Below are 22908 nucleotides of genomic sequence, written 5' to 3' on the forward strand. Positions count from 1 at the left end.
GTCATTGGCCTTATGCGCGCGCGCATGACCAATAAGCATGCTCCCGAACCCGCGATCCTCGCGAAGGCCGAAACCCTCGTCGAAGCGCTGCCCTATATGCAGCGTTATGCGGGCAAGACCTTTGTCGTGAAATATGGCGGTCATGCCATGGGCGATCCTGAAGCGGCGCGCGATTTCGCGGAAGATGTGGTGCTGATGAAGGCCGTCGGCATCAATGTCGTGGTCGTTCATGGCGGCGGGCCGCAGATCGGCGCGATGCTCAAGAAGCTGGGCGTCGAATCGCATTTCGTCAACGGTCTGCGCGTGACCGATGCGGAAACGGCGCAGATTGCCGAAATGGTGCTGGCGGGGTCGATCAACAAGGAAATCGTCGGCTGGATTTCCGGCGCGGGGGGCCGTGCGGTCGGCATTTCCGGCAAGGATGGCGGGCTGGTGCTGTGCGAGAAGGTGGGTGGCAGCCGTGCGCCCGATCCCAATAGCGGGATCGAGCGGCATGTGGACCTGGGCTTCGTCGGCGATCCCGTGCGGGTGGACCGGCGTATCCTCGACACGCTGTCGGGGGACGGCATCATTCCGGTGGTGGCGCCTGTGGGCATCGGTGCGGACGGCCACACCTATAATGTCAACGCCGACACCATGGCGGGCGCGATCGCGGCCGAGCTGGGCGCATCGCGCTTTTTCCTGCTGACCGATGTGGCTGGGGTGCTGGATAAAGAGGGGCATCTTCTCACCGACCTCGATCCGCAGGCGATCAAGGGATTGCAGCAGGACGGCACGATTACAGGCGGGATGATCCCGAAGCTGGAAACCTGCGTGAAGGCGGTCGAAGGGGGCGTGGACGCCGCCGTCATTCTGGACGGGCGGGTGCCGCACGCGATGCTGCTCGAAATATTCACGGATCGGGGCGCGGGCACGCTGGTCCGGCGCTAAGGCAGGTTTTCCGGCGAAAATTGCCGACCGTTGGTGGAATAGGCCGTGCTGGCGGCTTGTGACGGGGCGCCTGCCTCGGCTAGAGGAAACATCCAGCATATTGGAGACTTCATGGCCTACGCGCTCTATCAGATCATCGTCATCCTGCTCGACGTGTTGTGGTGGGTCATCATCATCCAGGCCATAATGAGCTGGTTGATCGCCTTCAACGTCATCAACACCTATAGCGACGTGGTCCGCACCATCATGGTCGCGCTCGACCGGATCACCGCGCCGATCTATAATCCAATCCGAAAGGTGATGCCGGATCTGGGCGCGCTCGATCTGTCGCCGATGGTCGTGCTGTTGGCGATTCTCATCATCCGGCAGGCGATATTGCCGCCCCTGTTCGGGCTGGTGTGACCGCCTGGAGTCGCGACGGTGATGACCTGCTGCTGCGCGTCAGGTTGACGCCGGGCGCGGCGCGGGAAGAGATTGGCGGCGTCTGGGCGGATGAAAAGGGCGCGCTTTGGCTCAGCGCCCGCGTGCGGGCCGTGCCGGAAAAGGGCAAGGCCAATGCCGCGTTGATCGCTTTGCTGGGCAAGCGACTGGATTGGCCCAAAAGCGCGATTTTAGTGGAATCGGGTGACACCAACCGGCTAAAGCGGCTGCGGATGAAGGGTGGCGGCGAAGGGGCGGCGCTCCAGCGTCTTTCCGCCATGATCGAGGAACAGGGACAAGCATGACCATCGGCAAGATCATCGACGGTAAGGCCTTTGCTGCCACGCTGCGGGCGCAGGTGGCGGACGGCGTGGCTGCCTTTGCGGAGCAGACCGGTCGCAAGCCCGGGCTGGCTGTGGTGCTGGTGGGCGAGGATCCGGCCAGTTCCGTCTACGTCCGCAACAAGGGCAAGATGACGGTCGCGACGGGCATGGAGAGCTTCGAGTTCAAGCTGCCCGCGACCATTGGCGAGGAAGAACTGCTCGACCTGATCGAGGAACTGAACGCGGACGAACGGGTCGACGGCATATTGTGCCAGTTGCCGCTGCCGAAGCATATCGACGAGGCCGCCGTGATCGCCGCGATCAGCCCGGACAAGGATGTGGACGGCTTCCATGTCGTCAATGCGGGGCGGCTCGCGACCGGGCAGGAGGCGCTGGTGCCGTGTACGCCGCTGGGTTGCATCATGTTGCTGAAGGACGAGCTGGGCGACCTCAGCGGACTGGAGGCCGTGGTGGTCGGGCGCTCCAATATCGTGGGCAAGCCGATGGCGCAGTTGCTGCTCGCGGAAAACTGCACCGTCACCGTCGCACACAGCCGCACCCGCGACATCGCGAGCGTGGTGCATCGCGCCGACATCGTGGTCGCGGCTGTCGGGCGCGCGGAGATGGTGAAGGGCGAATGGATCAAGCCCGGCGCGACCGTGATCGACGTGGGCATCAACCGGATCGTCGATACCGAAGACGGCAAGAGCCGGATCGTGGGCGACGTCGCCACTGCCGAAGCACTGGCCCATGTGCGCGCCATAACGCCGGTGCCTGGCGGGGTAGGGCCGATGACGATCGCGGTGCTGCTGCGAAACACGCTGGTCGCGGCTCATGCGCGGGCGGGGTTGCCCAAGCCGGAGGGGCTGTGAAAGCACCCGCGGCGCTCCTGCTGGTCAGTGCGTTCGCGCTGGTCGGCGCGAGCCCGCCAATGCGATTCCAGCCCGATCCGAGTTCCGTGATCGCAGCGGAGATCGCCTTCAACCGGCTGGCGCAGGCGAAAGGGCAATGGACTGCCTTTCGCGAAACCTCAGCGGAGGAGGCGGTGTTGTTCGTGCCGCAGCGCGTGCTGGCGAAGGAGTGGCTGAAGAAACAGGCCGATCCGCCCGCTTCGGTGCAATGGTCGCCGTCTATCGTCTATGTGTCGTGCGACGGGCGGCTGGCGGCGAGCACAGGTAACTGGAAGCGCCCGGACGGATCGGTCGGCTATTTCACGACCATCTGGCAGCGCGACAAGAAGGGCGCGTGGAAGTGGATCATGGATCATGGCGACACGCTGGCCAGTCCGCGCGAAGCGCCGGAATATCTGACCGGCAAGGTCGCGACCTGCAAGCGGCGCGGGCCAGGTGAGGGGCCGGCCGTTACTGCCGCTCCGCCACCGGGGCGCAAGGGCGAAGCGCCTCCCGCGCCGAAGGACGAAAGCCTGCTCTGGTCCGCCGATGTGGCGGGCGATGGCAGCCGCCATGTCACCGTGCGAATGTGGACCGGGGCCGATTATGAGACGGTGATCGATGACAGAGTGGGAGCGCCTGCATCATGAGCGAGCTTTTCCTTTCCGCCTTCGTGACGCTGTTCGTGGTGATCGACCCGCCGGGTTGCGCGCCGATCTATGCGAGCCTCACCACCGGCGCGAGCGCGGCGCAGCGGCGGAGTATGGCGATTCGCGCGGTGGGCATCGCCGCGGCGATCCTGTTGATCTTCGCCCTGTGGGGCAAGCAGTTGCTCCATATCCTTGGCATCGAACTGGACAGCTTCCGCATTGCGGGCGGGATCATGCTGTTCATGATCGCCATGGACATGGTGTTCGAAAAGCGGACCGAACGGCGGGAAAGCCGGGCACAGAAGGTCGCCGAAACGCCGCAGGTGGAGGATGTTTCCGTCTTTCCCATGGCGATGCCGATGATCGCGGGGCCGGGTTCCATCGCGACGGTGATGCTGATGATGTCGCGCGCCGAGGGCATGACGGAGCGGCTGGTGGTTCTGGGCGCGGTCGGGCTGACGCTGGCGTTGATGCTGGGATCGCTGCTGGCGGCGGGGCCGATCATGGCGCTGCTGGGGCAGAAGATCGAGGCGGTGATTACCCGCCTGCTGGGCGTGCTGCTGGCGGCGCTGGCGGCGCAGTTCGTGATCGATGGGCTGAAGTCGAGTTTTTGAAGCGTCAAAGACTTTTTAGCGGATCATGCCCCCAGTTCATGAGGGAATAGCGCCAGCGTGACGTGAAGATGTTCGTCGGCTGCTGCGCCGTGTGGCGCTTCACGTAATTTATAACCTTTCGCATATGCGCGAAGTCGTCGTTGGTCAGTTCCTCAAAGGGTGTGTCCAGCAAGGCCACGATGCGACGGCCGCTGGCGTGACCAATGCTTTCCCGCGCTTTGCCGTCTGCGCCTTTCCACCCGACCGCCTTGCTTTCCGGCGTGTCGAGCCATTCTTCCAGCTCTTTGGCGCTCATATTGACGGCTGCCATGAAATCCCGGGCAACATGATTATGATCGAATGTCTTTGAGGCCATGGATCCCCATTCCATAAGCATGTGGGGAAAAAGGCCCCTCGCTCCATGGAGGGGCCTTTGACAGGATCAGGACCGCACGTCGGCTTCGGTGACGGGCGCGATCTTGATTTCCACGCGGCGGTTGGCGGCCTTGCCTTCCTCGGTCGTGTTCGACGCAATGGGCTGCGTCTCGCCGAAGCCGCGCGTTGCGATGCGGGCGGATTGGACGCCGTGGGATGTCAGATAATCGGCGACCGACTGGGCGCGCCGTTCGGACAGGCCCTGATTATAGCTGTCGCTGCCGTCACTGTCGGTGTGGCCGTACACGTCGATATAGGTTTTGGGATATTGCGCCAGCACCGATGACACATCGTTCAGCGTCGGCTGGAACTGCGGCTGCACGGCGGCGCTGTCGAAGCCGAAGGTGATGCCTGACGGCATCCGCAACAGCAGATTGTCGCCATCGCGGATCACGTCCACGCCGGTGCCGGCGGTTTCTTCCCGCAGCTTGCGTTCCTGCGCGTCCATATAGCTGCCAATGCCCGCGCCCGCGATGGCGCCGATGCCGGCGCCCAGGATCTTTTCCGTGCGATCATGGCGTCCACCGACCAGATCGCCCAGCAGATAGCCGCCGAGCGCGCCGCCGATGCCGCCGATCGCGGCCTTTGAAATCTGGCGGTTTCCGGTTTGCGGGTCGGTCGTGCATGCCGTGGTCGCCAGCATGGCGGCAAGGCCCGCCGCGCTCATGATACGATAGGAAAGTTTCATCGGTCCTGGTCCCTTGTCTTATGCGTCTCTGGTGACGATGCCGCTTGAAATGGTCGAGCGGTGAACTTTGTTCCACTATCGAACTGAACCGACGATGATGGGACTGTTGTGAAATTGAAAGAATAGGCGTTATAGGGTGGATATCGACCGCCATGGCCACGCTTTCCCCTCATTCACTGTCGCCCTTTCCCTGGGTCGATCTTTTCATCATCCTGGCGCTGGTGGCGCTTAATGGCGTGTTCGCCATGTCGGAACTGGCCATCGTGTCGGCGCGCAAGCCGCGCTTGCAGGCGATGGAGAAGGCCGGGCGTCGCGGCGCGCGATCGGCGCTGGCGCTGGCGGCCGATCCGGGCAAGTTCCTGTCCACCGTGCAGATCGGCATCACCCTGATCGGTATCATCGCGGGCGCCTATTCGGGGGCGAGCCTGGGCGGGCCGGTGGGCGAGCGGTTGCAGGCGCTGGGACTGTCTTCCAATGTGGCGGAGAAGCTGGGCTTTGCGTTGGTGATCGGCCTGACCACCTATGCTTCGCTGATCGTGGGGGAACTGGTGCCCAAGCAGTTCGCGCTGCGCCGCCCTGAAGTCATCGCCGCGCTGGTCGCCACGCCGATGATGTGGCTGGCGAAGCTGACCGCGCCGGTGGTGTGGGTGCTGGACGGGTCGAGCGCGCTGATCTTCCGTCTGCTGGGCATGACCCGCGAGTCCGAGGATCATGTGACGGCGGAGGAACTGCATCTGATCGTCGCGGAAGCCAGCCGGTCGGGCGTGATCGAGGAAAGCGAGCGGGCGATCATCTCCGGCGTGGTGCGGCTTGCCGACCGTCCAGTGCGCGAGGTGATGACGCAGCGCATGGATGTCGACTGGATCGACATCGGCGCGGACGAAGCGACGATTCGCGCGCGCTTGCTGGAAACGCCGCATACGCGCCTGCCGGTGGGGCGCGGGTCGGTCGAGGATCTGGTCGGCATCGTGCAGGCGCGCGACATCATGGCGGCGCTGTTCCGGGGCGAGGCGCTGGATCTGGGCACGCTCATTCGTAAGGCGGAGGTCGTGCCGGATCAGGTCGATGCGATGGACGCGCTGGAAGTGCTGCGCCGGTCCGATGTCCCGATGGTGATGGTGCATGACGAATATGGGCATTTCGAGGGAATCGTGACGCCCGCCGATCTGCTGTCCGCCATTGCCGGGCATTTCGCGTCGGACCGGGACACGGACGAGGAGCCGGATCTGGTCGAGCGCGAGGACGGCAGCCTGCTGGTATCGGGGCAGATGCCGGTGGACCAGCTGGCGGAGCGGATCGGCATCGACCTGCCGGAGGACCGCGACTATGCGACGGTCGCGGGCCATGCGTTGTGGCTGCTCAAGCGGCTGCCCGAGGTGGGCGATTATGTCGACGATCAGGGCTGGCGCTTCGAAATCGTCGATATGGACGGGCGCAAGATCGACAAGCTGCTCATAGCGGAGCGATGACGCAAGGCGGCGATCGCGCGCTGGATGCCGTGGCGGGTATGCTGGCGCGCGATATGGCCCAGGCGCCGGATCGTCTGTTCGTGTTGGGCATCTGCGGCGCGCAGGGAAGCGGCAAATCCACGTTGGCCGGGGCGCTCAAGGCACGGATGGAGAAAGCGGGCGTGGCGAGCGCGATCTTGTCCATCGACGACCTCTATCTGCGCCGGGCGGAACGGGAGGAACTGGCGCAGACGGTTCATCCGCTACTGCGGACGCGGGGGGTGCCGGGGACGCATGACGTCGCGCTGGGGCTGGAGGTGATCGCTGCGCTGGAGCGGGGCGAGGCGGTGGCTTTGCCGCGCTTCGACAAGGCGACGGACGACAGGGCGGACGAGGCCGATTGGGAACGGGCGGCGGCGGGGACGCGGTTGCTTGTGCTGGAGGGCTGGTGCGTGGGTGCGCGGCCGGAGACGGATGCGGCGCTCGCGGAGCCTGTTAACGCGCTGGAGCGGGTGGAGGATGCGGGCGGCGTCTGGCGGCGCTTCGCCAATGACGCGCTGGCGGGGACGTATCAACCATTGTTCGCCCGGCTCGACCGGCTGGTGCTGCTCGCCGCGCCGGGGTTCGGGGTCGTGCGGCGGTGGCGGGCGCAGCAGGAAGAGGAATTGCGCGCGCGGGCAGGGTCTGGCATCGCGGGCGTGATGGACGATGCCGGGATCGCGCGCTTCATCCAGCATTATGAGCGGCTGACCCGGCATATCCTGACCGAAATGCCGGACCGGGCCGACCTGACCATCGCACTGGGGACGGATCGGGACGTGCGAGGCATCCATTCACGGCGGTGAAGCTTCGTCCGCGAGTCGCTGCGAGGCTCGCCATGCGAAAGTTGCAGAGGTGGGCTTGACGCCGCATATGCCTCGCGGCGGATCAGGTCAGGATTGCATGGCCTCGGCGATCAGGGCGTGGGCTTCCTTGCCGTTCCAGTCCATTGCGCCGATGACGCGGGCGACCTCCTTGCCCTGCGCGTCGTAGAGGATGGTGGTGGGCAACATGCCGGTGGCATAGTGGAAGCCAAGCTGGTTTTCAGGGTCTATCCAGCTTTTCAGGTGCTTGAAGCCTTGTTTCGCGAAGAAGGGCTGCACGATTTTTCCGCCCTGGCTGTCTTGCGAAACGGCAACGACGCTCAGCCCCTTGGGCCCATAGGCGGCGGCGACCGCATCCAGCGTCGGCATTTCCGCGACGCAGGGCGCGCACCATGTTGCCCAGAGATTGACCAGCAACGGTTTTCCGGCGAAATCCGGCAAGGTCGTGTCATTGCCGTCCAGCGTCTGGAAAGTCAGGTCCGGCGCGGGGGTTCCGGCCTTGGAGCGATCCAGTGTATAGCTGAATTCGCCCTTGCCGCTTGCCGAGGAGCCGGTTGCTTCGCCGCTGGTGATCGGCGCGGGCGCTTCGCCGTTCGCTGCCGCTTGCCCCGCGGGCGGTGATTGCCTATCGCACGCGGCAAGGCTGGCCAGCAGGAGCAGTGTCATTACGCAGGGTAAGGAAGTTCGCACGGGAGAAGGCTCCAACAGCATGTGGGGCGGACGCTTCGCGGCGGGTCCGGCTTCGATCATGCGGGAGATAAATGCCTCCATCCCATTCGACAAGCGATTGTGGAAGCAGGACATCGCCGGGTCCAAAGCGCATGTCGCGATGCTGGCGAAGCAGGGCATCGTCGATGGCGATGACGCGCAAGCGATCACTGAGGGACTGAACCGCATCGCGGCGGAATATGAAGCGAACGGCGTGCCGGTCGACCTCGACCTGGAAGACATTCACATGGTCACGGAGTCGCGGTTGGCCGAATTGATCGGCCCGGTGGCGGGACGGCTGCACACGGCGCGGTCGCGCAATGATCAGGTGGCGACCGATTTCCGCCTGTGGGTGCGCGATGCGATGGATGAGGTGGGCGCGGGGCTGGCGGCGCTTCAGCTTGTCTTGCTGGCGCGGGCCGAGGAGTATGCCGGTGCGGTGATGCCGGGTTTCACGCATCTGCAATCCGCGCAGCCAGTGACGCTGGGGCATCATCTGATGGCCTATCATGAAATGATCCGCCGCGACCGCAGCCGTTTTGCCGATGCGCGCGCGCGAATGAACGAATGTCCGCTGGGTGCGGCGGCGCTTGCCGGGACGGGCTTTCCCATCGACCGCCATGCGACGGCGGCGGCGCTGGGTTTCGCTAAGCCGACCGACAACAGCCTCGACAGCGTTTCGGATCGGGACTTTGCGCTCGACTATCTGATGGCGGCGACGCAAGTAGCGTTGCATCTTTCGCGCCTGGCCGAGGAGTTCATCATCTGGGCGAGCCAGCCCTTTGGTTTCGTGAAGCTGCCTGACGCCTATTCGACGGGCAGCTCCATCATGCCGCAGAAGCGCAATCCCGACGCAGCCGAACTGGTGCGCGGCCATGCGGGGCGGATCATGGGCTGCATGAATGCGCTCTGCGTCACGATGAAGGGTCTGCCGCTCGCCTATTCCAAGGATATGCAGGACGACAAGCCGCCGGTGTTCGAGGCGCATGACCTGCTGGGCCTTTCCATCGCGGCGATGACCGGGATGATCGAAACCGTCACGTTCCGCACGGATCGGATGCGCGCACTGGCGGAAAGCGGTTTTGCGACGGCGACGGACTTGGCCGACTGGCTGGTGCGGGAGGCGGACGTGCCCTTCCGTGAGGCGCATCATATTACCGGGCGCGCTGTGGCGGCGGCGGAGGATGCGGGGGCGTCATTGGCCGACCTGCCCATCGAGACGCTGAAAGCCATTGATCCGCGCATAGATGAGCGCATTTATGCGGTGCTGACGGTCGACGCATCGGTCGCCAGCCGGAAAAGCCACGGCGGCACCGCGCCGGATCAGGTGCGGGCGCGGATCGCGCAAGCCAGGCGGGAGAAGGAAGCATGACGATCAGGTTGCACAGAGGGCTGGCTCTGGCGGCTCTGGCTCTGGTGCTGGCGTCCTGCGGCGGACGTCAGCCGCTCAAGCCCATTGAGGGGCAGAGGCTGCCCGCCGTGCCGGTGGGCGCGGCGACGGCCCCGACCGCGCAGGATCTGACCACACCTTCGACACAGGCGCGGCCCGAACGCAATGTCGAACTGCTGACGCAATCGCGCCAGCGCAGCGACGACGAGTTCGACCTGCCGCCCGAACGCGACCCGCAATAAGCCCCGACAGGACAAAGACACCTTGGACCATTTCGATTATCTGGACGGCGCCATGCATGTGGAGCAGGTGCCCATGGCCGCGATTGCCGATGCCGTGGGCACGCCGGTCTATGTCTATTCGACCGCGACGCTGACGCGCCATGTCGGCGTGTTTCGCGATGCGCTGAGCGCGCTCGACAATCCGTTGATCGCCTTTGCGGTGAAGGCCAATCCCAATGCGGCGGTGCTGGCGACGCTCGCGAAATTGGGGCTGGGCGCGGACGTGGTTTCGGGCGGAGAATTGCTGCGCGCCATCGCGGCGGGGATACCCGCCGACCGCATCGTCTTTTCGGGCGTGGGCAAGACGGCCGATGAAATGCGGCTGGCGCTGGAGCATGGTATTTTCCAGTTCAATCTGGAAAGCGAACCGGAAGCGGAGATGCTCTCCGACGTGGCCCTTTCCATGGGCAAGCGCGCGCCGGTGGCCTATCGCATCAACCCGGACGTGGATGCAGGCACCCATGCCAAGATTTCGACCGGCAAGTCGGAGAACAAGTTCGGCATCCCCTATGACCGGGCGCTGGATTCCTATGCGGCGGCGCGTGATCTGCCCGGTTTGGACGTGCAGGGCGTGGCGGTGCACATCGGCAGCCAACTGACCGATCTCGCGCCGTTGGAGGCGGCCTTCGTCAAGGTCGGCGCGCTGATCGGCAAGCTGCGGGAGGCAGGGCATGACATTCGCACCGCCGATCTGGGCGGCGGGCTTGGCGTGCCCTATGATCCGTCCAAGCCCGTGCCGCCCAGCCCCGCCGACTATGGCGCGATGGTGACTGAGGTGACGCAGGGATGGAACGTCCGCCTGATGTTCGAGCCGGGACGCGTGATCGTCGGCAATGCGGGTGCTCTGCTGTCGCGCGTGGTGCGGGTGAAGCAGGGCGCGCAAGCGCCTTTCGTGATCGTCGATGCGGCGATGAACGACCTGTTGCGGCCCAGCCTCTATGATGCATGGCATGATATTCGCGCCGTGCAGCCCGCCGGCAGCAGGGGGGCTGCCAATGTGGTGGGGCCGGTGTGCGAGACGGGCGATACCTTTGCGATGCATCGCGACATGGATGTGGTGCAGGCGGACGATCTGGTCGCCTTCATGACGGCGGGGGCCTATGGCGCGACCATGGCGAGCACCTATAACAGCCGCGCGCTGACGCCCGAAGTGCTGGTGTCGGGCGACAAATGGGCCGTGGTGCGCGCGCGTCCGCCGATCGAGACGTTGATTGCCGGGGACAGCATCCCCGATTGGGTCAGAGACTGATGCACAGCCTGCCCGTCTTTCTGCGATTACGCGGACGGGCCGTGATCCTGATCGGCGACGGCGAGGCGGCGGACGCCAAGAGACGGCTGCTGGAGCGGGCCGGGGCGCGTGTCGTGGGGGAAGAGGCGGAGGCTGCCCTTGCCATCGTCGCGAATGGGGATGAAGCGGCCGTGGCGCGGCTCAAGGGACGGGGCGTGCTGGTGAACGCGACTGATCGGCCGGAACTGTGCGACTTCACCTTGCCTGCCATTGTGGATCGCGACCCGGTGCTGATCGCCGTCGGGACGGGTGGCGCTTCGGCAGGGCTGGCGAAAGCCTTGCGGCAACGGATCGAGACGCTGCTGCCCGCGCGGCTGGGGGCTTTGGCGACGGCATTATTTGAAGCGCGGGAAGCGATTCGGATGCGATGGCCCGATGCGGCGGCGCGGCGGCACGCCATTGATGCTGGCCTGGCCGAGGGCGGGCCGATCGACCCGTTGCAGGGCGATGCGGACAAGAGCGTGGCGACCTGGCTGGCGGGAGACATTGACCGGGACGCACGCGGGCTGGTGGCGATCCGCCTTGCTTCCACCGATCCCGATGATCTGACGCTGCGGACGGCGCGGCTGCTGGGCGCGGCGGACCGAATCTACCATAAGCCGGATGTCCCGGTAGCGATATTGGATCGCGCCCGCGCTGACGCAGCGCGGATCATCGCGGATGCGAAGCCCCATGGGCAGGAGCAAGGGCTGACTCTCTGGCTGGAGATGGCAGAGCGGCGTTGTTAGTGGCGCGCCGCGTTCAGCCTTGCGATCTCGTCATGCAGAGCCTGTATCGAGGAGACGAGGCGAGCGCGGTCGGCCTGCAATTCATTCAGGGCTTCGCGCGTTTCCCCCAGTTCCACCGCGCGGCGGGCGATGCGGGCATCGAGTTCCGCATTGTGGCGGTTAAGCGCGCCCACCTCTTCCGCCCGGACGCATAGATGCCGCAGGCGGGCGTCGAGGAGGTCAAAATCCAGCGGTTTGGCGATATGGTCGTCCGCTCCGGCTGCCAATGCCTCTACCGCCAGCGGTCGTTCGAGGCGACCTGCCATGGTCACGAAACAGGCATGGGGGGACAGCGCCGACGCGCGAATCTTGTCCATCGTCGCGACGGCGGGCAGCATCGTCAAACCCATGTCGAGCAGAATGATGTCGACCGGCCGCGTGATGAGCAGGCTGAGCGCTGTCAGTCCATTCTCCGCCAGTCCCACATCATAGCCCAGATGGGAAAGACGACGGGCTATGACCGCGCGCGCCATGGGATTTTCGTCAACGATGAGGATACGCAGCCGCCGGTCGATACGCGGAGCGCCTTCATCCATCGGATTGCGCGTGCCGTTGCGCTGACTGCGTCTGAAAATCTGCATGGCATCCCATCCTTAGCCTGAAGGAAGGATAGGAGCGGCGCGCAAAGAAATGGTTAATGCAGCGGCGTGCGCGATCAGTCCGACTTCGGTTTAACGGGTGCATAGGCGCGCAGGAAGATGTCGACCGCGAAATCGGCATCGGCCGCTATCATTTCCGGCGTTGCGGTCGCAATCTGACCCACCAGCAATTCCTGATGGCATCTGCACATCACCAGCGCCGTAAGGGCGCGCGCAGCGGCCTGCGGATCGGCTTTCCGCAAATGTCCTCGTTCCATGGCGCCCGACAGAAAGTCGGCGATCAATGCCCGGCTCAGGCGCGGTGCGCGTTCATAGAAGATCCTGCCCATTTCGGGGAAACGCCCTGCTTCGGACGAAACCAGCCTGTGCAGCGCAATGGCCTGGGGCGATGTTACCTTTTCCAGCAGGCTGAGGGACACCCGGCGCAACGTCGTTTCCAGATCGCCGCATGCATCGAGGATTTTGGAAAGATGAGCGCGATAGGCCGTCGTTACCTGTTCCAGCACGGAGGCGAACAGTTCTTCCTTGGAAGGGAAGTGATTCCAGAGCGTCCCCTTTGACCCTCCCAGCGTGGCCGCTATCCCCGACATTGTGGTGCCGGCATAACCATTTTCCAGAAAATATTGCGCGGCCACGTTCAAAATGGCGTCGCGCCGGTCCCGGCGGCGGGCCTCTCGGCGGGTCAGTACGGATGACAGCGAACCGGTCGACATAACCGTACCATAGAGTATGATATTTTCGTTGACAAGGGCATGCAGCGGGGGCAAGGGCCATTTTCATACTAGATGGTACGGTTTGATATGCCCATGAGTCGTCGTCCTTTCCCGGTTCGCGGCGCGCTGGCCACATTTGTGGCGGCCGCGCTGACGGCGTGTGCGGCGGTGCCCGATCTGGGGCAGAAACCGGAAGTTCGTTCGGCGCAAAGCGTGGCCGCTACACGCAGTCTGGCAGCCGATGCGCGCGCATGGCCGGGCGAGGGTTGGTGGACGGCTTATGGCGACCCGCAACTAACCGCCCTGATCGAAGAAGGGTTGCGTAACGCACCCGACATGGCGGCCGCCGCCGCGCGTTTCCGGCAGGCGCAGGCCATGGCGCAGCAGGCGGGCGCGCCGCTGCTGCCTTCAATCGATCTGGATGCAAAGGCGGGCGCGACCAAGCAAAGTTATAATATGGGCATGCCCAAGGAATTTGTGCCCAGGGGTTGGCTAAGTACAGGGCAGGTCGGGCTGAATTTCGGGCTGGACCTCGATCTGTGGGGCAGGAATCGCGCTGCGCTGGCCGCCGCGACGTCGGAAGCGCGGGCAGCGGAAATCGACGCGCAGCAGGCCCGGCTGGCGCTGACGACGGGCATTGCGGACGCCTATGCCGATCTCGCCCGGCTCTATGATGAAGCCGATATTCAACAGCGGGCGCTGGACATCCGGCTGGCGAGCCGCAAGCTGGTGGCCGACCGCCTGAGCAATGGTCTGGAAACCCGGGGCAGCGCGCGGCAGGCCGACGCGACAGTATCGACGGCCAAGGCGCAACTGGCCGCCGCGAAAATGGCGATAGAATTGCGCCAGCATCAAATTGCGGCGCTGATCGGCGCGGGACCGGATCGCGGGCTGGAGATTGTCCGGCCGCAGGTGGACGGCCTGGAGCCGTTGGGCCTTCCCGCCGATGTCACGACCAATCTGGTGGCGCGCCGTCCCGACATTGCCGCTGCGCTCGCCCGCACGGAGGCCGCCGCCAAGCGGATCAAGGTAGCGCGGGCCGACTTCTTCCCCGCGATCCGGCTGAGCGCGCTGGTGGGCGTGCAATCGCTGGGATATGAGACGATATTCAGCGGCACGCAGCCGTCTGGCAATGCAAAACCCTTTGCCAACACCTTGTTCGACAAGGATTCCCTGTTCGGCAATGTCGGCCCCGCCATCAGCTTGCCGATATTCCACGGCGGCGCGTTGCAGGGGCAGTATCGCGGGGCGCGGGGCGCCTATGACGAGGCCGTTGCAGCCTATGACAAGACGGTGCTGGCCGCCTATCAGCAGGTGGCCGATGCAGTCACCAGCCGCCGGGCGCTCGACCAGCGGTTGGGAGATGCCCGTGCCGCGATGATCGCATCGGAGGAAGCCTATGCCATCGCGCGCAAACGCTATGACGGTGGGCTTTCCACCTATCTTGACGTGCTGAACGTGGAGGACCAGTTATTGTCCGCGCGCCAGTCCGTCGCGGAACTGGAAGCGAGCGCCTTTTCGCTCGACATCGCCCTTATTCGTGCGCTGGGCGGCGGTTTTGCCGTAAGCGACGCTATTCCCAAGGACCGACCCAATGGCTGACGCCACCCAGGAATTCACTGCCGAGACGGATCAGACCCCCGACGTCGATCAGGAAAAGCGGATGGCGACGCGCCGGAAATGGCTGCTTCGCCTGCTGATCGCCGTGCTGGTGCTGGGGGCGCTCTATGGCATGTGGTATGTGCTGGTTGGGCGCAATCATGTCAGCACCGACAATGCCTATGTGAACGCCGAGGTCGCACAGGTGACGCCGCTGATCTCCGCGCAGGCGATAGAGGTCAATGTCACCGACACGCAGGCCGTGAAGAAGGGCGACATATTGGTGAAGCTGGACCCCACCAATGCGCGCATCGCGGTGGAGCAGGCACAGGCCGATCTGGCCGAAGCGCGCCGCCGGTTCCGGCAGACGTCGGCCACAAGCGGCGCGTTGTCGGCGCAGGTAACGGCGAGAGGCGCCGACATCGCGCAGGCGCAGGCGCAGCTTGCCACCGCGCAAGCGGATTTCGAGAAGGCGCGGGTGGATTTGCAGCGGCGTGAGGCGCTGGCGCCGGATGGCGCGGTGTCGGGCGATGAACTGACCAGCGCGCGCAAGGGTTATGCGGCGGCGAAAGCGGCGCTCGACCTGGCTCGTGCGGGTGTGGCGCAGGCGCAGGCGACTCGTGTAGCGGCTGCCGGAGAGCTGGCCGCCAATGACGCGCTGGTGAAAGGATCGACGGAGGACACCGATCCCGCCGTGCTCGCGGCCAAGGCGAAGCTCGACAGCGCGCAACTGGACCTTGATCGCACTATCATTCGCGCGCCGGTCGATGGCGTCGTGACAAAGCGGCAGGTGCAGGTCGGCCAGCGGGTGACGCAGGGCAGCCCGATCATGACCATCGTTCCGATTACGCAGGTCTATGTCGACGCCAATTTCAAGGAACGTCAGCTACGCTATGTGAAGGTGGGCATGCCAGCTGAACTGACGGCGGACATTTACGGCAGCGGCGTCGTCTATCACGGGCGGATCATCGGTTTTGCGGGCGGGACCGGATCGTCCATGTCGCTGATCCCGGCCCAGAATGCGACCGGCAACTGGATCAAGGTGGTTCAACGCCTGCCGATCCGCATTGCCCTTGATCCCAAGGAACTGGCTGAACATCCCCTGCGGGTAGGGCTGTCCATGGAAGTTGACGTCGACATTTCGGGCGATTGAGGAGAAGGCCCGTGAGCGGCTCTGAAGATACATTCTCGCTCCTGTCACCGCGCAAACGCCTGTTGGCGGGGCTGGTGCTGGCGCTGAGCAACTTCATGGTCGTGCTGGACCTGACCATCGCCAATGTGTCGGTGCCGCATATTGCCGGCAATCTTGGCATCACGCCCGATCAGGGGACGTGGATCATCACATCCTATGCCGTGGCGGAAGCGATCTGTGTGCCGCTGACCGGATGGCTGGCGCAGCGCTTCGGCGTCGTGCGCGTCTTTATGGTAAGCATGATGGGTTTCGGCCTGTTTTCCCTGCTGTGCGGTCTGTCGATGTCGCTGGGCATGATCGTCATGTGCCGGATCGGGCAGGGCCTGTGCGGCGGACCGATCATGCCGATGTCGCAGACGCTGCTGATGCGGATATTCCCACCCGAACAGCGTGGCGGGATCATGAGCATATGGGCCATGACGACGCTGCTAGGGCCTGCCATGGGTCCGATCGTTGGCGGTTATATCAGCGACAATTGGAGCTGGCACTGGATCTTCTTCATCAACCTGCCGATCGCGGCGTTGTGCATCATGGCGGCCGCCGCGCTGCTGAAGCCGGTGGAAACCGAAACACAAAAGCTGCCGATCGACTTTGCCGGTCTGGCTTTGCTGATCTTCTGGATCGGGTGCCTTCAGATCATGCTGGACATTGGGCGGGACCGGGACTGGTTTGGCGATCCGCTGATCGTCATCCTGGCGATAATGGCGGGAGTCGGTTTCCTCGTCTTCATCATATGGGAACTGACGGAGGAACATCCCATAGTCGATCTGCGCGTGTTCCGCCATGCCGGCTTTTCGTCCGGTGTGTTTACGCTAGCGCTGTGTTTCGGCGCCTATTTCGCCAGCATCGTCGTGGTGCCGCAATGGCTCCAGCTTTCCATGGGCTATACCGCGACCTCGGCGGGTATCGTCACGGCCTTTACCGCGATGACGGCGCTGATAACCGCGCCCATTGCGGGCCGCATGATCGGAAGCGTGGACGTGCGGATCATGATATCCGGTGGGGCGGCGTGGTTGGGTTTGGCGGCGTTCTGGCGCGCGCACTGGACCACAGGCGCCGATTTCTGGACTTTGTCCATGCCGCAGATCTTTCAGGGGTTCGCCATGCCCTTCTTCATGATCCCGCTGACGACGCTGACTTTGAGTTCGGTGGAACCATCGGAAACGGCATCGGCCGCGGGCATGCAGAATTTCCTGCGGACCATGGCGATCGCGATTTCCACCTCTCTCGTGCTGACGATATGGGGCGACGGGCAGCGGGTGGCGCGCAATGAAATGGCGTCCACGCTCCAGGCGGGCGATGTGCAGGCGCAACTGGGCGCAAGCGGCTTTTCCCTGGAAGAGACGCGGCAATACATCTCCAATCTGGTCGATCAGCAATCGATGGTCATCTCCATGAACTATGTGTTCTTCCTGGCGATGATATTGCTGTTTATCGCCGCCGCCCTCGTCTGGCTGGCGCCCAAGCCAACCGGTGAGGTGGTCGATACGTCTGCGGTGCATTGATGGGCGGTGGAGGCGGCTTGCAGGAGCCGCCGTCGCTTATGCCTGCATCTGGCCCAGATGGCGGGCGATCTCGACAAATTCCTCGACACTGACCGTTTCGGCGCGGCGTTGGGGATCGATGCCGACGGCCGCCAGCGCATCCAGCCCGCCGGGTAACCCTTTTAGGCTCTGGCGCAGCATCTTGCGGCGTTGCCCGAAGGCGGCGGCGGTCAGCCGTTCGAGATGCTTGAGCGATACCCCTTCCGGCGCAGCCTTGGGCGTGATGTGAACCACCGCCGACATGACCTTGGGCGGCGGAGTGAAGGCGCTGCGGTGCACCTTCATCGCGATGCGCGCGTCCGAGCGCCACTGGGCCAGCACGGCAAGGCGGCCATAATGATTGCCGCCCGGCTTTGCGACGATGCGTTCGGCGACCTCCATCTGGAACATGAGCGTGAGAGATGTCCACCAGGGCGCCGGGCTCCAGCCCGCCGATAACCAGCCGACCAGCAGCGCGGTGCCGACATTATAGGGCAGGTTGGCGATGATATGGGGGTTCTTGCCCGCCTCGGCGTGCGCGTCGACCTCCATGGCGTCGCCGGAGATCACGCGAAGCTGTCCGGGAAAGGCCGCCTCCAACTCGGCCAGCGCGGGAAGGCAGCGGGCGTCCCGTTCCACCGCGACCAGATGCGCGCCCGCGCGCAGGATGGCGCGGGTGAGACCGCCGGGACCGGGGCCGACTTCGAACGCGGCCTGTCCTTTCAGCGGGCCGGGAATGGCAGCGATGCGGTCCAGAAGCTGCTCGTCCAGCAGGAAATTCTGGCCGAGCGCCTTGCTCGCCTGAAGCCCGTGCGCGGCGATGACTTCGCGCAGGGGGGGGAGGGGCGGACAGAGATCAGCCGTCATGCGTCAGGCGGGCGCGAGCAGCTTCAGCGGCCATTTTGAGAGCGGCCATCATCGCCCCCGGATTGGCGCTGTCGGTGCCCGCAATGCCAAAGGCGGTGCCATGATCGGGCGATGTGCGGACGATCGGCAAGCCCAGCGTCATGTTGACCCCATCATCGAAATGCAGCGTCTTGAGCGGGATCAGCGCCTGATCATGATACATGCAAAGCGCCGCGTCATAGCTTTCGCGGGCGCGGGAATGAAACAGGCCATCGGCTGCGAAGGGGCCGCGAATATCCAGCCCTTCCGCCCGCAGCGATTCGACGGCGGGGCCGATGATGTCGATTTCCTCACGGCCAAGCGCGCCGCCTTCGCCCGCATGGGGGTTGAGGCCAGCGACCACAAGGCGCGGGCGGGCGATGCCGAAATTGCGGTGCAACCCTTTGGCCGTGGTCAGCGCGCGGGCGCGGATCAGGTCGATGGTGAGGGCGGCAGGCACCTCCGCCAAAGGGATGTGGATGGTGATGGGCACCACCTTCAGCGACGGTCCGGCCAGCATCATGACGGCATTATGCGGCGCCACGCCGCATCGTTCGGCGACAAATTCGGTCTGTCCCGGATGAGCGAAGCCGACGCCGTAAAGCTGTTCCTTGCCCACCGGCGCGGTCACTATGCCCGCCGCCGATCCACTGCGGGCGAGGCCAACGGCGACTTCCAGTGCTTGGAGCGCGGTGCGCGCGCCGTCGATGCTGGGACTGCCGGGCGCGATCTCGCCCGCTTCGACGACCTGAAGGCACGGCAGGGCGGAACCGAAGGCTTCGGCCGCTTCCTGCGGCGTGCTGATGGTTGCGATGGGGCCGAGCCACACCGCGCGCAGGGACGCCGCGTCGCCTACCGCGAAAAAGGGCGGCAGGCCGCGCGCTTCGCGCATGACCCAGCTTTTGGCGACGATTTCCGGCCCGATCCCCGCCGGATCGCCGAGTGAAACGGCGAAGGGCGGAAGGTCGGCGGGATCAGTTATATTCGATAATGGCATCGCGTCGCAGATCGCGCAGGTAGATGCGGGCGCGCTTGTTGACCCGTTCCTCTTCCATCTGCGCCATGATCTGATCGGCGCTGGGCGCGCCGCCAGCGGCGGCATCGTCACGGCCGCACAATATCAGCACGCGCACGCCGTCATTGATGGAACCGAACGGAGGCGTCGATTCGCCGACCTGCAGGCCGAGGAGAATGTCCTGCAATTGCGGCGGCAGATCACGGACCTTCACATTGTCATTGTCGATGACGTCCGCGCCGATCTTCGCACCCAGTTCATTGGCCTGGCCACAGCCCTTGATGCCCTTGACGGCCTCGGCGAAAGTGCCGGCCTTCTGGCTTGCCTGCTCTTTCGTCGTGCCTGCCGGGAAAGAGATGGAAAGCTGTTTCAGGCTGAGCAGCGAATCGCGCGGATCGGCGGTCAGGACCTTGCGCTTGTCCATCACGTAAAGGATCGACACGCCGCCGGGCACCTCGATGGGACCGGCAAGCTGGCCGATCTGCATTTCATTGGCGGCCTGCGCCAGTGCATCGGGCAACTGTGCCGGACGGACCCAGCCCAGATCGCCGCCGACCGCCGCCGTGGAGGCTTCGGAAAACTGGCGGGCATAAGCCTGGAAGCTGCCGCCCTTCTTGATCTGTTCGATGATGTTGCGGGCGTTGGCCTGAATTTGCGTCAGGTTTTCGGGCGTGGAGGACAGATAAATTTCGCCGATCCGAAATTCGTCGCTGCCCTTCGCGGCGTTGAGGCGATCGACGACCGACTTCACCTCTTCCTCGCTCACATTGACGAAGGGCTGAATGTTGCGGCGGAGCAGACGGCTCCACGCCATTTCGCCTTCGATCTGGCGCTTGATGCTGGCGGCCGCACTGCCCTGCGCGCGCAGATACTGGTCGAACTGGGCGGGGGACTGACGGAAATTGCCCGCAACCCGCTGATAGCTTTCCTCGATTTCCTCGGGCGCTACGCGAATGTCGTTGGCGGCGGCTTCCTGAATCTGAAGCGTTTCGTCGATCAGGTTGCGAAGCACCTGGACGCGCAGCCTGTCCTTTTCCTCGTCCGACACCTTGCCGCCATTGGCCGCGATGATCAGGGCGAGGCGCTGGTCCACGTCCGTGCCCGTGATGATCCGGCCGTTCACGATGGCCGTCGCCTTGCGGACATTGGGGTCGCTCTTGCCGAAGACGGTGACGTCCTGGGGCAGGTTCAGCTGCTGGCTTGCGACATTGTCATCGTCATTCACCGTCTGAGCGGTTGCGCCAGACACGCCCAGTCCCAACGAGGCGGTGGACAGCAAAACAGCGCGCAGGCCAGAAATAATGGCCCGGGAAATGCGATTTGACTTGGAAACGACAGGCTGCATCGTCGGCAAAACTCTCCAATACGGTCCGGCGCGTAATGCGCGGGTCCGCCTTAACCCCTGCTGAGCGCTGGCGGGAACGCCGATCCTTATATGCCAATATTGCGAAAAGCCAGCCGCAGTTGGAAAGCATTGCCCTTTCGCGCATCGCCGGTGGTCTGATAATCGCGCCGCCAGGTAAGGCCCAGCGTCAGGCAATCATCCTCATAAGCGATGCCGAGGCGGTGACGTACAGGTTCATAACCGTCCGCAAGACTGAGCGGATCTTCCTTCTTGTCGGTAAGGTCTATGACGGTCGATCCGAACACGGACCAGAAGCGAGCGAATTGGACGCGGCCGCCCAGACGCAGTTCCTCGCGATCCTGCAAATCCTCCAATGCCAGCCCTGCATTGCGATTAAGCCGCAGATAGCCGACCATCGCATAGGTTTTCCTGCTGCCGACAGTGGCGTCGATTTCATTGCGGCGGATGGACAGGCCGTCCTTGTCCAATCGGAAGCGATGGGTAAGGCTGATGAAATCCTTGAAGCGGACGGTCGTGCGTCCCACGATGTCGGAGGTGCGGTCCGACAGGCCGGTCCCATCGGGTAAAATGCTTTCCCGACTGTCGAGGCGGTAGCTCTGGCCCACGATGCTTTCCAGCGTGAAATCAGGCAAAGTCAGACTATATTCCAGGCCATAGGTGATGCGGGTCGAATCCTCGAACCGGTCATAGCCCGCGAAACGGTTGAGCGCGAAGAGGTTGCTGTCCTCCAGGTCGACGGCGCGGGCGTCTTCATTGGGCACGGACAGATTTGCCAGATGCGGCGCGGCGACGATCTGGATGCGGGGCGTGATGCGCTGCACGCCGCCGAAGGCTTCGCCCATGAAGGGCCAGCGCACGTCGATCGCCGCCGCCGCGATGCCGCGCGCCTTCCAGCCCGGATCGCCGCGATAGCTGATCGTGTCGGTCAGCAGATTGTCGCTGCTGTGATAGACGTCGCCGCGCAGATAGGTGGTGAAGCTGACTTCCTGCCCCATGCCCGTCAGCTTGCGGAGGTTCCATTCAAAGGCGGCAAAGGCGCGCTGCGTGTCCTGTCCATGGGTGCGGGTGATGGCGAGCGTGTTGGCCTGCAACTGAATGCGTCCGCCCAGCAGGGGGTCGGCCATCCGCAGGCGATAATCCATCACGGGCAGCGCGATCGGCGTTTCTCCCTGCGAATCGCCGGCGCGCAACGTCTGCACCGCCCAGCCCGCGAGCGAGAAATAGCTGTTGGTCCCAATTTTCTGCACGCCCAGGGTGGAACGCAGGCGGTCGTCCCGGCTGATGTCGTAGCGGCGCAGGAAGGTGCGGTCGGTGGCCACGCGGATTGATCCGTTGACGCTCCATTCCGGCGTGATCTGCAACCCGCCGCTCGCGTCGATATAGCCACGAATATCGCGTTCCGACCCGGGCATGCCGGTGGGGAATGTATCGGCGATGCCGACGCGCCGCCCATGGGTGACATAGCCGGTGATCTGATAGGCGCCCCGATCCCACAGGTGCCGGAACGTCGTTTCCAACATGGGCAGCGTGTCGGAATAGATGTGCGGCGTGACGGTCAGGTCGCGATTGGGCGCAAGTTTGAAATAATAGGGCAGCGCGACTTCAAAGCCGTTGGTCCGGTCATAGCGGATATTGGGGACGAGCAGGCCCGTGCCCCCATTGTCGCCCACCGGATGCGAAAAGCCCGGCAGGGGGATCAGGGGGAGACCGAACAGTTCGACCGTTGCGCGGCTGTATGTCACGCGCTGGCGATTGGGGTCGTAGATGACCTTGACGGCGTTGATCTGCCAGGTGGGTTCCTTGGGGCAGCCATCGCTGTCTTCGACCGAACAGCCGGTATAGGCCGCCTTGTGCAGCGTGTAGATGCCATTGACCCGCTCGCCCTTGACGGCGGCCAGCCGTCCGCCCGATTCCAGCACCATCAGCATATTGTCGACCGCGCCGTCCTTTAGCGTGTCGGTCACGTCGAAACGGTCGCCATAGGCGGTATTGCCTTCCGGGTCGGTGACGGAGACATTGCCCTGCGCTTCCACCTGTCCCGTGTTGCGGTTCCACACCACCTTGTCCGCGCGCAGCCGGTTGCCTTCCCGCAGGAGTTGGACATTGCCATTGGCCGTGACGATTTCGCTCTGGCTGTCATAGACCAGCGCATCGGCGGCAAAGCCTATCTGGTCGTCCGTTTCCGGCACTGGGGCATCGGGCGCGCTGATCGGCGTCTGCGGTTCGTTGAGTTGCTGCGCCAGAGCATGAGCGGAAAAAACCGGCATGGGCAGCGCGGCGCCAACAAGCAGGGCAGCACGGAGAAAAGAGGAAGAACGGTTCGTCTGCAAAGGATGGGGCCT

At 64.3% G+C, this 22908-nt stretch carries 24 protein-coding genes; 15 read left to right on the top strand and 9 right to left on the bottom strand.

All coding sequences use genetic code 11. The annotated features are described in order from the left end of the window. The first annotated feature begins 12 nt into the window (after positions 1 to 12). The 6 genes from argB to LDB26_RS02430 all read left to right on the top strand — a co-directional run bounded on the left by argB (position 13) and on the right by LDB26_RS02430 (position 3827). A complete protein-coding gene (argB, locus tag LDB26_RS02405; RefSeq protein ID WP_062063747.1) occupies positions 13 to 930 on the top strand; it encodes an acetylglutamate kinase in 918 nt (305 codons plus the stop codon). 111 nt (positions 931 to 1041) lie between these two features. After that, positions 1042 to 1332 (top strand): YggT family protein, encoded by a 291-nt coding sequence (locus LDB26_RS02410; protein ID WP_062063749.1) that lies wholly within the window; start codon positions 1042 to 1044, stop codon positions 1330 to 1332. After that, positions 1329 to 1655, top strand: a complete 327-nt coding sequence (locus tag LDB26_RS02415) for a DUF167 domain-containing protein (protein ID WP_257540150.1) — start codon at positions 1329 to 1331, stop codon at positions 1653 to 1655. Before LDB26_RS02410 ends, LDB26_RS02415 begins: the two co-directional genes overlap by 4 nt. After that, positions 1652 to 2545, top strand: coding sequence for a bifunctional methylenetetrahydrofolate dehydrogenase/methenyltetrahydrofolate cyclohydrolase FolD (gene folD, locus LDB26_RS02420; protein ID WP_257540152.1), 894 nt, complete (start codon positions 1652 to 1654; stop codon positions 2543 to 2545). The genes LDB26_RS02415 and folD overlap by 4 nt, the downstream gene beginning before the upstream one ends. Continuing rightward, entirely contained in the window at positions 2542 to 3213 is a 672-nt protein-coding gene (locus tag LDB26_RS02425; RefSeq protein WP_062063759.1) for a hypothetical protein, read from the top strand. The genes folD and LDB26_RS02425 overlap by 4 nt, the downstream gene beginning before the upstream one ends. Beyond that, the gene (locus tag LDB26_RS02430) at positions 3210 to 3827 is read left to right on the top strand and encodes a MarC family protein (protein WP_062063761.1); all 618 of its coding nucleotides are present in this window, start codon (positions 3210 to 3212) and stop codon (positions 3825 to 3827) included. Before LDB26_RS02425 ends, LDB26_RS02430 begins: the two co-directional genes overlap by 4 nt. A 4-nt stretch (positions 3828 to 3831) precedes the next feature. Here LDB26_RS02430 and LDB26_RS02435 read toward each other — a convergent pair whose 3' ends face one another. Both LDB26_RS02435 and LDB26_RS02440 read right to left on the bottom strand, forming a co-directional pair. Beyond that, complete coding sequence (locus LDB26_RS02435; RefSeq protein WP_062068542.1) at positions 3832 to 4182, bottom strand: DUF3140 domain-containing protein; 351 nt, start codon at positions 4180 to 4182, stop codon at positions 3832 to 3834. Positions 4183 to 4248: 66 nt separating this feature from the next. Next, positions 4249 to 4929: an OmpA family protein gene (locus tag LDB26_RS02440; protein WP_257540155.1), complete on the bottom strand. Its 681-nt coding sequence runs from the start codon at positions 4927 to 4929 to the stop codon at positions 4249 to 4251. A gap of 152 nt (positions 4930 to 5081) precedes the next feature. Here LDB26_RS02440 and LDB26_RS02445 point away from each other — a divergent pair, with 152 nt between their 5' ends. Beyond that, the gene (locus LDB26_RS02445) at positions 5082 to 6398 is read left to right on the top strand and encodes a hemolysin family protein (protein WP_062063765.1); all 1317 of its coding nucleotides are present in this window, start codon (positions 5082 to 5084) and stop codon (positions 6396 to 6398) included. Then, complete coding sequence (locus tag LDB26_RS02450) at positions 6395 to 7222, top strand: kinase (RefSeq protein ID WP_257540157.1); 828 nt, start codon at positions 6395 to 6397, stop codon at positions 7220 to 7222. Before LDB26_RS02445 ends, LDB26_RS02450 begins: the two co-directional genes overlap by 4 nt. A gap of 87 nt (positions 7223 to 7309) precedes the next feature. On the opposite strand, the gene LDB26_RS02455 is transcribed toward LDB26_RS02450, so the two are convergent. Beyond that, complete coding sequence (locus LDB26_RS02455; RefSeq protein ID WP_257540159.1) at positions 7310 to 7906, bottom strand: TlpA disulfide reductase family protein; 597 nt, start codon at positions 7904 to 7906, stop codon at positions 7310 to 7312. A gap of 43 nt (positions 7907 to 7949) precedes the next feature. On the opposite strand from LDB26_RS02455, the gene argH reads away from it, so the two are divergent. The 4 genes from argH to LDB26_RS02475 are packed head-to-tail and all read left to right on the top strand — an operon-like array spanning position 7950 to position 11635. After that, positions 7950 to 9320, top strand: a complete 1371-nt coding sequence (argH, locus tag LDB26_RS02460) for an argininosuccinate lyase (RefSeq protein WP_257540161.1) — start codon at positions 7950 to 7952, stop codon at positions 9318 to 9320. After that, positions 9317 to 9580, top strand: coding sequence for a hypothetical protein (locus tag LDB26_RS02465; protein ID WP_062063772.1), 264 nt, complete (start codon positions 9317 to 9319; stop codon positions 9578 to 9580). Before argH ends, LDB26_RS02465 begins: the two co-directional genes overlap by 4 nt. A 22-nt stretch (positions 9581 to 9602) precedes the next feature. Next, entirely contained in the window at positions 9603 to 10868 is a 1266-nt protein-coding gene (lysA, locus tag LDB26_RS02470; RefSeq protein WP_062063774.1) for a diaminopimelate decarboxylase, read from the top strand. Continuing rightward, complete coding sequence (locus LDB26_RS02475) at positions 10868 to 11635, top strand: bifunctional precorrin-2 dehydrogenase/sirohydrochlorin ferrochelatase (protein WP_257541949.1); 768 nt, start codon at positions 10868 to 10870, stop codon at positions 11633 to 11635. The genes lysA and LDB26_RS02475 overlap by 1 nt, the downstream gene beginning before the upstream one ends. Here the strand turns inward: LDB26_RS02475 and LDB26_RS02480 are convergent. Then, positions 11632 to 12255: a response regulator gene (locus LDB26_RS02480; protein WP_373886157.1), complete on the bottom strand. Its 624-nt coding sequence runs from the start codon at positions 12253 to 12255 to the stop codon at positions 11632 to 11634. The genes LDB26_RS02475 and LDB26_RS02480 overlap by 4 nt on opposite strands. Positions 12256 to 12329: 74 nt before the next feature. Continuing rightward, positions 12330 to 12986: a TetR/AcrR family transcriptional regulator gene (locus LDB26_RS02485; protein ID WP_257540163.1), complete on the bottom strand. Its 657-nt coding sequence runs from the start codon at positions 12984 to 12986 to the stop codon at positions 12330 to 12332. Positions 12987 to 13073: 87 nt separating this feature from the next. On the opposite strand from LDB26_RS02485, the gene LDB26_RS02490 reads away from it, so the two are divergent. Genes LDB26_RS02490 through LDB26_RS02500 form a run of 3 tightly spaced genes read left to right on the top strand, consistent with a single transcriptional unit; the run spans position 13074 to position 17282 of the window. After that, positions 13074 to 14588, top strand: a complete 1515-nt coding sequence (locus tag LDB26_RS02490) for an efflux transporter outer membrane subunit (RefSeq protein WP_257540165.1) — start codon at positions 13074 to 13076, stop codon at positions 14586 to 14588. Next, positions 14581 to 15738, top strand: a complete 1158-nt coding sequence (locus LDB26_RS02495) for an EmrA/EmrK family multidrug efflux transporter periplasmic adaptor subunit (RefSeq protein WP_062063781.1) — start codon at positions 14581 to 14583, stop codon at positions 15736 to 15738. Before LDB26_RS02490 ends, LDB26_RS02495 begins: the two co-directional genes overlap by 8 nt. Before the next feature lie 11 nt (positions 15739 to 15749). Continuing rightward, positions 15750 to 17282 (top strand): DHA2 family efflux MFS transporter permease subunit, encoded by a 1533-nt coding sequence (locus tag LDB26_RS02500; protein WP_062063783.1) that lies wholly within the window; start codon positions 15750 to 15752, stop codon positions 17280 to 17282. A 36-nt stretch (positions 17283 to 17318) separates the two neighbouring features. Here LDB26_RS02500 and rsmA read toward each other — a convergent pair whose 3' ends face one another. The 4 genes from rsmA to LDB26_RS02520 all read right to left on the bottom strand — a co-directional run bounded on the left by rsmA (position 17319) and on the right by LDB26_RS02520 (position 22833). Next, positions 17319 to 18167, bottom strand: coding sequence for a 16S rRNA (adenine(1518)-N(6)/adenine(1519)-N(6))-dimethyltransferase RsmA (gene rsmA, locus LDB26_RS02505; RefSeq protein ID WP_257540167.1), 849 nt, complete (start codon positions 18165 to 18167; stop codon positions 17319 to 17321). Next, entirely contained in the window at positions 18157 to 19182 is a 1026-nt protein-coding gene (pdxA, locus tag LDB26_RS02510; RefSeq protein WP_257540170.1) for a 4-hydroxythreonine-4-phosphate dehydrogenase PdxA, read from the bottom strand. Before pdxA ends, rsmA begins: the two co-directional genes overlap by 11 nt. Further along, positions 19160 to 20545 carry a peptidylprolyl isomerase gene (locus tag LDB26_RS02515; RefSeq protein ID WP_062063789.1) on the bottom strand — a complete coding sequence of 462 codons (1386 nt, stop codon included), beginning with the start codon at positions 20543 to 20545 and terminating at the stop codon, positions 19160 to 19162. The genes pdxA and LDB26_RS02515 overlap by 23 nt, the downstream gene beginning before the upstream one ends. A gap of 86 nt (positions 20546 to 20631) precedes the next feature. Beyond that, positions 20632 to 22833, bottom strand: a complete 2202-nt coding sequence (locus LDB26_RS02520; RefSeq protein ID WP_082635312.1) for an LPS-assembly protein LptD — start codon at positions 22831 to 22833, stop codon at positions 20632 to 20634. Between the last annotated feature and the right edge of the window lie 75 nt (positions 22834 to 22908).

The organism is Sphingobium sp. CFD-1 (assembly GCF_024611115.1).
In the GTDB taxonomy this organism is placed as follows: Bacteria; Pseudomonadota; Alphaproteobacteria; order Sphingomonadales; family Sphingomonadaceae; genus Sphingobium; species Sphingobium baderi_A.